Raw genomic sequence first — 12,320 nt, forward strand, 5'->3', positions numbered from 1 at the left:
CTTAGTATATGGTTTCTAGTGATTTATCGGCTTTAGGATCTGATTGGCAGCAAAAAACTGATCAATTTCTGCTCCAAGGAAATTATGTTCAGGCGGCTTTGCTCTACGAACAGGCTATTGAAGAGGAACCAAGTGTCAAGTCCTACTACTGGCAGTTAGGGTTGATGTTGCTATTGCAGGGACAAGAGGTAGAAGCTCAGACTACTTGGCTGTTGGCAGTGGCAGAGGGAGAACCTGAAGAAATAGAGTGTTGGACCCAGGAACTAATACAGGTTCTGCAAACAGAGGCGGATAGACAGCGGGATCTGGGTGACTATGCAGTGGCTTGGGCAATTCGGCAGCACATCAGGGAAATGAATCCTACGGATATCAATAACCTGTTGCATTCGATCGGGCTGTCTACCATGCTTGAGACATATACAGGAGAGGAATTGGTAGATATAGGTGTCATTGAGCTGCTCAAGTCAGAACCAGCAAACAGCGTAGACTTTGAGCTATTAATGCAAGTATTGAAGAATGTTTTAGACAGGGGTCCGTTTTATCAGTCATCCTTTGACTTTACGGAAGCTAGTACAGCCCACGTCAAAGAAACCCTAACTTTTTTAAGTATTTTAATACCATTTGTTTATAAGATTTCTTACTCGGCAAAGCAAGTGGAGTTAGCAGCACGCTTCACAGAGTTAGCCTTGATTGTGGCTCCAAAACATCCAGAATTACTGGCTGCTGTGTCTTGTTTTTATCAAGATACTGCCCAGTATACCAAAGGAATAGAAACTGCTAAGTTGTGCTATTCAGTTATGGAAGGCTTAGCAAATAAAGTTTATGCTAATTTCCTGATTCTGCGAAGTTTAATGAGTGCTGGTGGCTATTGGGATGAATTTTGTTTAGCGTTGGAAACAAACAAATCCCTGTTAGTGTCTTTGTTGGAGCAGCAACCGGACTCCCTCGGTTCAACCGCCACATCTCGCTTATTTTCAGCAGTCTTTTTTTTCCCATACTTTCAGGATAAACCCGATGAAAATCTACAAATTCGCCGTCAAATAGCCCAGCTTGCTAAATTCAACGTTGAAAATTACGCTAAGGAAAAGATAGCTCAGTGCCGTAAGTGGCGAGCGCCTATACTAAACAGTGAGCCTAAAAAACGGTTAAAAATTGGATATATTTCTCATTGTTTACGCAACCATTCTGTGGGGTGGTTAGCCCGGTGGGTGTTTGAGTACCGCGATTTGGAGCGATTTGAAGTAAATCTTTACCTGTTTGGCTCTGAAATGAACCGCGACAAGTTAGAAGATTGGTATATTAGCAAAGTTGATAAAGCTTATAAATTAGGATTAAACGGTCAGGAAGCTGCTGAGAAAATTTCCGAAGATGAAATCGATATTTTAGTCGATCTTGATAGCATCACACTGACAACTACTTGTGAAACTATGGCCATTAAACCAGCACCTGTTCAGGTGACTTGGCTGGGTTGGGATGCGTCGAACCTACCAACTATTGATTACTATATTGCCGATCCTTACGTTTTACCAGAATCTGCTCAGGACTACTATGCGGAAAAAATCTGGCGTTTGCCTCAAACTTACATAGCAGTCGATGGTTTTGAGGTTGGGGTGCCAACGCTGCGACGCGATAGTTTGGATATCGGCAGTGATGCTGTGATTTATCTTAGCGCTCAGAGGGGATACAAGTATCACCCCGATACCACACGACTGCAAATGCAAATTCTTAAAAGAGTACCGAATAGTTATTTCTTAATTAAAGGTTTGGCGGAGCAAGAATCAATCAAAAAGTTTTTTGTCGAAATTGCCGAATCAGAGGGGGTGGATGGGGACAGGCTGCGATTTTTACCGTTGGCAGGATCGGAGGCAGAACACAGAGCTAATTTGGGCATTGCAGATGTGGTACTCGATACTTACCCCTACAACGGAGCTACAACTACAATGGAGACGCTATGGATGTGTGTTCCGATAGTAACCCGTGTGGGGCAGCAGTTTGCCGCTCGCAACAGCTACACGATGATGATGAATGCAGGTATTTCTGAAGGGATTGCTTGGACTGACGAAGAGTATGTAGAATGGGGAATTCGTTTAGGAAAAGATGCGGCTTTGCGGCAGCAAATATCTTGGAAATTGCGGCAATCACGACAAACTGCGCCGCTGTGGAATGGCAAGCAATTTACGCGAGAGATGGAAAAAGCTTACGAGCAAATGTGGCAGATATATGTTGACAAAAATCATTGATGGAGCTAATACGAATGAGTAGTTTGTGGAGCAACTGGCTGCACAAATTCGCTGCATTCATCAGTTACTCTCCTGCATAAAACGGTCTAGTTCAAATGAGGAAAGGCGATCTGCTTTAGCTTGTGCGATCGCCTCTGTGTTCTCATTCTCCAAGACAATCCGACTGTGAAGTCGAGGTATCAAAGCTGACCACTGAATTTTACTCAACTGTCCAATCAGGGAAATTTCCAGCCCATCGGAAACATCTAAATCTTCTTCCATTAAAAGATTCATCACCACGCTAGATAAAGCGAGATTAGCATCTTCATCAGAAATATTGGTCGTGTCTACCAAAAGAGTTATGTTACTTTTGTCTGCGTGAGTTGCGATCGCCCTGACAACTCCCTCTAATTCTAAACCCAAAGACTCTTCTGGTTGCGACCAATCTGGGAAAACGATCAAATTAATATCTCTCAGATTGAAAGGTAAGAGAGTCGCATTAATCAATGCAGCGCTCATAGTTTGCGCCATTTTTGACCAAGAAAACTTTTGCGCCCGTTGCAAACCAGCCGCAATCAATGAATTACGGATTTTCGGCTTTTGTACCTCGCACAGTGCATCGGCTAAACCCTCAACATCCTCATCATTCACATATAAAGCTGCTTCCCCCGCCACTTCAGGAATCGACGCATTGGGACAAGTGATAACCGGACAACCGCAGGACATAGCCTCTAACACAGGCATCCCAAAACCTTCATATTTTGACGGATAAATCAGAGCTACAGCACCTGCATAAGCTAATCTCAATTCATCATCGCTGAGGTGTAGCTTATGCACAACACTTCCCAAAGTATAATTTCTCAAATCTCCTTCTAATAAAATTCCAGTCCCTGTACAAACAATCTCAAATCCTTGTTGACTAGCAAGTTTTCCAAAAGCCTGAAAAAACAAGATAATATTTTTATAATCAGACCCACTTCCGACTGAAATAAAGTAGGGTTTTGAGATACCGTACTTTATTTTAAAACTATTAATTTTTTCTTGACTCGCTGGCGCGAAAAGATTTTCCACTCCACAATGAGCTACCGTTATAGATTCTAGGGGAATGTCTGGGAAAAATTTTGTCAAGTCCCGCGCTGTATTTTCTGAAATTGAAATATATGCAGAAGCATGGCGGATAGCATGATGTTTTTCCCTCCACATCGGCTCATCCAAATTTGCCCGTAATACTTCTGGAATCATGTCATAAGCCATGAATACAGAAGGAGTTGATAGGGGTGTTGTGTAGTAAGTGGAGATAAATATATCGGCACCCTCTTGATCGCAGACTTGCTGTAGCATTTCCCTATCCGTTTCCCTTGTTTCGTAGTCGTAAGGAGGGATATTAAGGTATCTAATACCTGCAATTTTGGGAGATGTTCCCGCTCTATCAAGCACAATTATATGCTTACCAAAACCATTTTTTCCCCACTCTTCTAGGAGTGACTGCCAAACGCGGGCGATACCTGTTCTGTACAATTGGAAGAAGACACCGTCTACAATTATATTCACCGGGTTTGGCTCGTCGCTATCATTCTCGATTTGACGAGGATTTATATTTTCTGAATGCTGGCTAGTAGTGAATTTTTGAACAGCTTTTAAGTAATCATTCTGTAAAAGCGACACTTTATTAACCGCTGCTAATTCTCCTTTTGCCAATTGTTCAAATACATTGTCCGGCAGCTCTTTTTCAGTCAGCAAATGTAGAGACGAACCATTAGAATAAAGATTGAGATTGAACTTAGCGGCAATGATAGCCAGAGATTTAGCTGTGTAAATAGCAATGTGTTGACCTTCGTGGAGCACGTAGTACCACCACTCATCAGGCTTAGGATTGCTTTCTGGCAGCAATTCGGTGCTGAATAAAATATTTCGGGATTTTTTTAATATGTCTTCCAATTCGCAAATTGGGTGAACTAGATGCTCAAACACTTCAAAAGCAGTCACTAATTCAAATGGGTTGTTTTCTGTTTCATCAATCTCAAAGCCTTGAGCAAAAAGATTTTGACAAAACTTGTCAAACCAGTAAAAATCAAATCCCGCATCTCTCATCAACCTGACAAATAAACCGTAGCCGCCTCCGTAATCAAGAAAATTTTCTTGATGATTGAAGAAGTTAAAAAGCAGAATTTTTGTAAAATGTGAAAATGAAAGATTTCTATAAACTAAGCCAACATCACTACTTGCTATTGCCTGAGAATAAGCTTCGTCAAGCCAGTAAGGTTCCTCGGTTTGAACAAATCCGCAATTAGAACATTGAAAATAATCTATATCGTATTTATTTATTATTTTAGCGATCGCAAAATGACGGCTATCTGATTCACAAATTTTGCATTGCACAGGCATAGCGCCTAATTTTGGGGTCATATATTAACCTTTGCTCTCACCTAAAATTTTAACTATTTACTCTACTTTTTCCCCTTCGCCTGCGCCAACAGCGCCTGATAATCAGCTCTGTCAGGATTCAACTTCACCAACTTCTCCAAAGGCTCGATCGCCCCTTTAGCATTATTCATCCCCAACCGCACATTTGCCAACCCCTCCAGAGCCGTCCGATTCTGAGGTTCCCGCCGCAAAACCGTCTCATATCCCCGTTCCTGCGCCGCCAGCAGAGACTCCTGAGAAACAGCAGCCGTCGCCTGTTTTTGTTGGTGCTGACTGCTCAAACCGCTGCTGAACAGGCTCACAATCCCAAAAATCGCCGAACCAGCAAAACCAACCATCGATACTAACGCAAAAATCTGCTTAATGCGATCGCCCTTATGAACCCGACTATCACTAGATTTTTTCTGTGTACTTTCCATTGCTAACCCTTAGCGTCGCTGTTTTCCAGGCACTCACGAAGCACCTATCTCTAGATTGCCCAAGTTCGATCGCAAAACGATCGCCCCTCCCATTTAAAATTTGACAGCAATTCGAGATAAAACAAAAAAGCTGAGATTTGTCAAGAATATTTAGCTAAGAATAGCACGCGGGCGATCGAGATCGATGAAGTGCGATCGGCCGCTGATTTTTTAGCTGTTACCATCAGGCAATTCGCCAAACTGATCTCGATAACGCGCTAGCAAAGATTCGAGTTCAGCAGCCCGCTGACTTTCAGCTTCGGCGCGCAGGCGTTCAGTTTCGGCGCGCTGGCGTTGCGCTTCTAATGCCGAGGCTAATTCATCAGGAATCAGTAATTTTTCTCCATTATCCTCCCGATAAAAACCGATGAGTTTTCCCTCTATTTCCAAACGCAATTGCAGCACTTCACTGCGACTGTCAGTAATTAATTGATAGCCATCTTCCCACAGTCGATATCCCCGCAATTTTTCGGGTATCCATTGTCCTTTGGGGTCAAACAACCAATATTCCTGAACTTCTAAACTTTCGTACAAGTCTTTTTTCGTAACTTTATCTTCCGACTGCGTACTCGGTGAAGTAATTTCAAAAACTACCTTCGGAACTTGCCCTTCTAACCAGATTTTATAATTATCTCTGCCTCCCGGTTCCACATCATAAATTACCATAACATCCGGTGCAGTACGCAATTTTGGGAAACCTTCAGCGTAATATAAAAACTGGTTAGCCAAAACGGTAGCGCGCTGTCCGCTCAGGTATTGCTTGAGGACTTCTAAAGTGGTTAGAATTGCATAAAGGTGGTCGTAAGTTTCTGCCACGGGTTTTCCATCCGCACTGGGGTAGATAATTTCAGATGATTTGAGGGTGGGAACGACTGTTCTCATGGTCGTGCTTCCTGTGAGTTGTAGTTCTATTATAGACCTTTTTGCTACCAATTCTTCAATGATGTCACAGTTACTCAATATTTTTGACTAAGAATTGAGATCGATCGCCATTTTGAATTCCTTAATTGCCTCAACATGACTGGTTATATTAACACACCTGACAAGTAAAGCAATATCGAGTTCTGGGAGCAATTGGGAACTCGCAATCGGTTCGTATCCTTCCTGTCCCAGAGCATATAAAGACAGTCGGCTGTTTTGCCAAAACCAGACTTCGGGGATTCGCAGCCGTTTGTAAGCCTCTAGCTTATCAATTCCGCCCCTAGTAACGACTACTTCGATCGCTAAATCTGGACGTTCTCTGTCAACGCCCAATTCGTAAGACTTATCTACTTCACACTTCACCAATCGCGATTCATTTTCTAAAGTCAGAGACTCCGTAGGGGTGAAATCGATTCCTGCCGCCATCATGTAAGTTTCTACCAACGCACCGATACGTCCCTTGGCTGTTTCGTGTTTTCTTCCAGGCATTTTCTGAATCTCCAGTATCCCATCTAAAAATGACAGCCGAACTCCTGGAATATCCAGCATCGGTTCTAAAGTTTTGAATTGTTCCCAACTTAACCCTGGAAATAGCAACGGTTGATCTAATTTCTCTGCTAATGTTGTTGCAGTCATGGCGCTCCTTAATTCTCAATCAAAAATCAAAAATCGACCTTCAAATGGCATCAGGATCGATACCCTGACTGATCAAGTATGCCATTAGGCGATCGGCTCGTTGGCGTTCCTCTTCGGCCCGTTGATGTTCCTGTTCCACCCGTTCGACACCCCACAGCAACAAATTGCCATTGGCATCCCACCAGCGCAACCAATAACCCGTTCTCTGAGATTTTTTACCTTCCCAAACCCCCAAAAATAAACCCATTGATTCTATCCAAAATCGCTGATTAGCATCCGGTTCTTGCAGTTCGTACTCTCCCGATTCTGAGAGTCTGTACACTTCCAATACTCCAAATTTAGGCTCAAAAATTACATAAACTGGCACTTGCAAAAAGCGTTCATAAAACCGCCATTTTCCGTAAGGATACGTTGGTTTTATGGAATATTCACTGCCGTTATTATCCGATAAAAACTCCATCACTACTGCGGGTACTTCTCCCTCAGCATTCCGCGTATAACTGCGGCGAACTTCTCCTGGTTCTGCTGGCAATACCGAGGGAACGTACACCCAATCTGGTGCTTTTACTACTGTTTTGTCGTTAACTTTCGCACAGAGTCCAAAATTGGAAGCTATCAGCATCGAAGCGATGATAAATCCTGCGAGATCCAAGGCTTCTCCTAGGGCGGCGGCTAAAAGTGGTTGGTCGATGTTTTCCACGGGATCATCCGGTAATTGAAAGTCGTCTGGCAACTTTTCCCAAGTGATATTATACTTGGTTTTGGTTTCGGCAGGTTTCGATAATGTTTGCGTCATTGTTTTTTTGTTTCGGCTAAAAGGCTTTTTTTGATAGAATTTGAACAGAAACTTTAATCCCGGAGTTCGCAATGTGCAAGTTGCTAATACCAATTTAAAAAATCGTTGCTACAACACTCTTAGTTGAGTTTGTTTCCTCAAAAATTGTTACTGGTGCGTCGCTATAAGATTTTATGTCTTTTTTAGGATACGCTCTCTGGCGACACTACCAATATTGTTGAATTGATTTTTTTTGGTATAAATAAAGAAAATCACGAATCTTGTAATGATTGTGATTATTCAATTGTATCATGTCTCAAGGAGTATTTTCAGAAGCAACTGGTTCTGCTGATTTTACAGCTTGATCAGGAGGTATAATAGGCAATTTGTCTTGTTTGTGCAAACTGGGAAATCTCGGCTTGACTGATTGAGTTATCGCAGTTGTTCTCGCATTTATTTTTTCAGAAATCGGAGCTAATGTTTGAGCGACTTTAACTTGTTGCCGCAGTTGTTCTGTCGAACCCAATAAGCCTCCCAATCCGTTGAATAACCTGCGAATGTTGTTGCGGAAAGCCGGATCTCCGGTCACTTCATCAACGTCAGAAGTTATTTTCTGCACGTTTTGAAATGTAGCTCGTGCAGAATCTAGAGTTTGCTGCAATAATAGCAAAGTTGCGGGATTGTTTACCTGGTTGGATAAATCTCGCAAATTACCAGAAGCTTGGGCAGCATTTGCTGATAAAATCTCTAAATTATTGAGCAATTGTCCTTGGTTGATGCGATTAATTGTTGGACTTAAACCGCTGACGGCTACCCGCAATTCTTGGCTGCTTTGATTGATGTTATTCAGGGTTGAGACTAAGCTGGCGCGGTTGGTTGTTACTAATGAATTGACTTCGTTGGCTGTTAATGTAATTTTATTGGCTGCTTGAGTTACTGAATTGGCTGAATTTATCGCGGCTGCGGATACGGCTTTTGTGGAAGTGTCCGCTGTGGCTGCTACTTTAGAAACATCTGCGGCGACTCCTGATATTTCCCCCTTGAGCGATTGATTTAAACTGCTTACTTCTCCTTTTAATGATTTATTTAAACTGGTTGCCTCCCCTTTCAAAGATTGATTTAAACTGTTAGCTTCCCCTTTCAAGGATTGATTTAAGGTTGCCAATTCGGTTTTTACCGACTCACTTAATTTACCAACATCTCCCGTTACAGATTTATTCAATGTTTTGATTTCTGTTTTGGCAGTCTGAGTTAAACTTGATAAATCTTGAGTGAGTTTAGCTGCACCTTTAGCTGTACTGACTGTATTCTCTGCAATTGATTTAATATTGTTGAAGAGCGCGGGGTCGGTGTATAAATTAGCTAGGCGGACTGTGGAGCGAATTAGTTCGTCTAGACTGACTCCAGCTTGACCTTTTAAGCGCGAATTTTTGCAGATAATTTCTGGGGGACAGTCGGCACTAAAGGGATTGGCGGTAAGTAAGGAATCTGGCAAAATTGAGTTGGGGCTAATGTCGATCGACGATTCGCCAATTAAACCCGATTTATTCGCTTCGATCGTAACATCGCGCGGCATAACTAAAGTACCGGGGGCAATCTCCAGCGTCACGTCTACGCCGTTGGAACTGGGTTTTAGTGTGGTAATTTTACCGACTGCAACCCCGCGATACCTGACGGGGGTGCCTATTTGCATTCCCTGGGCGCTGGCAAATTCTACGGCGAATTTGTAGCTGCGGTTGCCTAGCTGCACGCCCCGCAGCCAGAGCACTAAGCCGCCAAATAAGCCGATTCCTACTAAAATCAAGAACCCGACAGAACCTTCCCTCATAGTTCGCGATCGCATATTGCCTCCTTTAGCAATTGATAGTTGGCAGTTGGCAGTTGATAGTTGGCAGTTGATAGTTGATAGTTGATAGTTGGCAGTTGATAGTTGATAGTTGGCAGTTGATAGTTGATAGTTGGCAGTTGATCGTTGGCAGTTGATAGTTGATAGTTGGCAGTTTTTAATTTTTTTGTGATGTGTTGCCTATAGATTTTAGATAGGCGTTTAGCCTGGGCGACAGTTCGTCAATAATTGGCTTGAGTGTTTCTACTTGCGTACTTGTTAGTAGTTCCCTAGTATAAGCCCGTCTCAACCAGTGCTTTGTTTCAGATAAAGAACCTCTGGCAATTTTGATAAATCGCCGATGATCCTGATAGCTGCCTCGACCATCTCCTTCAGCAATATTAGCACCAATACTATCAGCAGAGCGAATAATTTGCTTCCCGACAGTATCTTTTGCTAGTGCATCCCATTTTATAACTATATTCCAAATTTCATCAGCTAATTTTTCGGATAATTTATAAACATCTAACCTCTGAAAATTTGTTTGTGACATATTTTATCTCCCAATAATACAAACAATTAACCACTACCAACGGCCAACTGCCAACTGACAACTGCCAACTATCAACGGCCAACTGCCAACTGCCAACTATCAACTGCCAACTGCCAACTGACTATCCAATCACTTGAATCGGGCCGGTAACGCTGCCGCTAAAAAATTGTTTAATTAACAAATTATCTGTTGATGCAATATCGCTGACAGTTCCCTCCCACTGCACTTTTCCTCGATAGAGAAACACGATGCGATCGGCAGTGCGGCGAATGGTACTCTCTTGGTGAGTGACGATCGCATAAGTGCTGCAAACACCTTGGGCCACCTGCAAGTCGCGGATTAAATCTTCAATTACCGTCGAGGCGATGGGATCTAAACCCGCCGTCGGTTCGTCGTACAACAAAACCTCTGGATTATCCCTCGCATTATCGGGATTCGCCATGATGGCGCGGGCAAAACTTACCCGCTTCCGCATTCCGCCAGACAACTGCGCCGGATAGCGTTCGCCAATACCCGGCAAACCCACCATCTGTAACTTCTCTTCGACCAATTCCCGAATCCGGCGGCGCGGCAGCTTAGAATGCTGGTAAAGTAAAAAACCGACATTCTCCTCCACCGTCAGCGAATCAAACAAAGCCGCTTGCTGAAACACCATCCCAATCCCGATCGGATCTGTCACGTCGTCCACCCATCCGACCCGTCGCTGTCCCTGAACGAAAACCTCACCGGCATCCGGGGCCAACAAACCCGCGATTATCCGCAAAATCGTAGATTTCCCCGTCCCGGAAGGGCCAATAATTGCCAGGGCCTCTCCTCGATAAATCCTCAGATCCACTCGATCGAGGATCGGGTTCTCCCCGAAGGACTTACTTACTCCCTTGAGTTCGATTAGCGGCTCAGCCATAAAATGCGACTATTATGTTGTCAGTCATCAGTCTAGCTAATCATTAATGACTCATGACTGATAACTAATGACTTAAATTGACTGCCAGAATCAAAACTCTCTTGTATTGTAAATTTGTCAGCTTGAGCTATTCCAATACCATTAAGACTAATTAACCATGTCAATTAGTTCATTTCCTAAAGCCCTGCGAGTCTTTGCCAAAGCTAAGCAGGTTTTTGCCCAATCCAGAAATCCTTACCCTTCCTCTTTGCGGAACGGGCGAGTTCACCAGTGGTTTAAGTGGTTGGCCCCCGGACTGTTGGTGAAACGGTGGCTGCTGATCAGTGCTAGCGGTGTGGTACTTGCCACTTTGGGTTTAGCGATTTGGACTGGGATGACTCCGATTTTTTTCCTGTTGCAATTGTTGAGAAATTTTTTGACCTGGATTGCGGAAGTTATTCCCAATTACTTGTCGGGGCCGATCGTGATTGCTGCCGGGATTTTGTTAATTCTGTGGGGTCAAACTCGCAGCTTGAACTCGATTACTCAAGTGCTGATGCCCGAAGGCAATGAGGAATTGGTCGATCGACTCCTCACCCACCGCCGCTTGCACCGCGGCCCAAAAATTGTAGCAATTGGAGGGGGTACAGGCCTTTCTCACTTGCTTAGGGGATTGAAGGATTATAGTGCCAAAATCACTGCTATTGTCACCGTGGCGGATGATGGCGGGTCTTCTGGGCGACTGCGGCGGGAGATTGGGGTATTGCCACCGGGGGATATTCGCAATTGTTTGGCGGCTTTGGCAGATGAGGAAAAGTTATTGACTGAGTTATTTCAATATCGCTTTCAGGCTGGTGACGGTTTGGTTGGTCACAGTTTTGGGAATTTGTTTTTGACGGCAATGAGCGATATTGCTGGAGATTTGGAACAGGCGATCGCAGCCAGTTCTAAAGTTTTAGCAGTGAGGGGGGAAGTGCTGCCGGCCACTCTGAGCGACGTTTCTTTGTGGGCAGAACTGGCTGATGGCCGGAGAATTGAGGGGGAGTCTAGTATTACCAAAGCTAACGGCCAAATCGTCAAAATTGGCTGCACTCCTGCTAATCCTCCAGCTTTACCCAGGGCAGTCGAAGCGCTGCGGGAAGCGGATTTTATTATTATTGGGCCGGGAAGTCTTTATACGAGCGTGATTCCAAATTTGTTGGTGAAGGAAATTGCTGATGCGATCGCCAATAGTCAAGTTCCGCGCATTTATGTGTGCAATATTATGACTCAGCCGGGGGAAACTGACGGATACAGCGTTGCAGATCACATTCGGGCGATCGATCGCGCTTGCGGCCGGCCCCTGTTCGATGCTGTAGTAGTGCAGGGAAAAGTCCCATCTGCAAAATCTTTAATCCGCTATTCTCAGGAGAATTCCTATCCGGTTGTGCTCGATCGCGAAGCCGTAACGCAATTGGGGCGGCGAATTGTCATCGCCAATGTGATGGATGAAGATAAAAATACGGGTTTAATTCGCCACAATTCTCCAAGGTTGGCGGGAATGTTGCTGCGTTGGTACGGCCGCGCGCAGAACATTTAAGCTGCTTTGAGGGGGAGATGGGGAGAGTGGGAGATGGGGAGATGGGG

At 44.0% G+C, this 12,320-nt stretch carries 10 protein-coding genes; 2 read left to right on the forward strand and 8 right to left on the reverse strand.

The features are described from left to right. Positions 1-8 precede the first annotated feature (8 nt). On the forward strand, positions 9-2,240 hold the full coding sequence (locus K4039_RS16340) for an O-linked N-acetylglucosamine transferase, SPINDLY family protein (RefSeq protein WP_265236567.1): 2,232 nt from the start codon (positions 9-11) through the stop codon (positions 2,238-2,240). Between the two features lie 60 nt (positions 2,241-2,300). On the opposite strand, the gene K4039_RS16345 is transcribed toward K4039_RS16340, so the two are convergent. The 8 genes from K4039_RS16345 to K4039_RS16380 all read right to left on the reverse strand — a co-directional run bounded on the left by K4039_RS16345 (position 2,301) and on the right by K4039_RS16380 (position 10,715). Continuing rightward, positions 2,301-4,625: a glycosyltransferase gene (locus tag K4039_RS16345; RefSeq protein WP_265236569.1), complete on the reverse strand. Its 2,325-nt coding sequence runs from the start codon at positions 4,623-4,625 to the stop codon at positions 2,301-2,303. Between the two features lie 41 nt (positions 4,626-4,666). Continuing rightward, positions 4,667-5,062, reverse strand: coding sequence for a tetratricopeptide repeat protein (locus tag K4039_RS16350; RefSeq protein WP_265236571.1), 396 nt, complete (start codon positions 5,060-5,062; stop codon positions 4,667-4,669). 210 nt (positions 5,063-5,272) lie between these two features. Then, positions 5,273-5,983, reverse strand: a complete 711-nt coding sequence (locus tag K4039_RS16355; protein ID WP_265236572.1) for a Uma2 family endonuclease — start codon at positions 5,981-5,983, stop codon at positions 5,273-5,275. An 87-nt stretch (positions 5,984-6,070) separates the two neighbouring features. Next, complete coding sequence (locus tag K4039_RS16360) at positions 6,071-6,658, reverse strand: Uma2 family endonuclease (RefSeq protein WP_265236574.1); 588 nt, start codon at positions 6,656-6,658, stop codon at positions 6,071-6,073. A 40-nt stretch (positions 6,659-6,698) separates the two neighbouring features. Further along, complete coding sequence (locus tag K4039_RS16365) at positions 6,699-7,454, reverse strand: Uma2 family endonuclease (protein ID WP_265236575.1); 756 nt, start codon at positions 7,452-7,454, stop codon at positions 6,699-6,701. A 295-nt stretch (positions 7,455-7,749) separates the two neighbouring features. After that, a complete protein-coding gene (locus tag K4039_RS16370) occupies positions 7,750-9,276 on the reverse strand; it encodes an MlaD family protein (protein ID WP_265236576.1) in 1,527 nt (508 codons plus the stop codon). Positions 9,277-9,436: 160 nt separating this feature from the next. Continuing rightward, positions 9,437-9,811: a four helix bundle protein gene (locus tag K4039_RS16375; protein ID WP_265236578.1), complete on the reverse strand. Its 375-nt coding sequence runs from the start codon at positions 9,809-9,811 to the stop codon at positions 9,437-9,439. 121 nt (positions 9,812-9,932) lie between these two features. Then, positions 9,933-10,715 (reverse strand): ABC transporter ATP-binding protein, encoded by a 783-nt coding sequence (locus K4039_RS16380; protein WP_265236579.1) that lies wholly within the window; start codon positions 10,713-10,715, stop codon positions 9,933-9,935. Positions 10,716-10,872: 157 nt separating this feature from the next. Between K4039_RS16380 and yvcK the strand changes: the two genes are divergently transcribed. After that, a complete protein-coding gene (gene yvcK / locus K4039_RS16385) occupies positions 10,873-12,273 on the forward strand; it encodes a gluconeogenesis factor YvcK family protein (RefSeq protein ID WP_265236581.1) in 1,401 nt (466 codons plus the stop codon). Positions 12,274-12,320 lie beyond the last annotated feature (47 nt).

This window comes from Lyngbya sp. CCAP 1446/10, from assembly GCF_026130175.1.
GTDB lineage: Bacteria > Cyanobacteriota > Cyanobacteriia > Cyanobacteriales > Microcoleaceae > Microcoleus.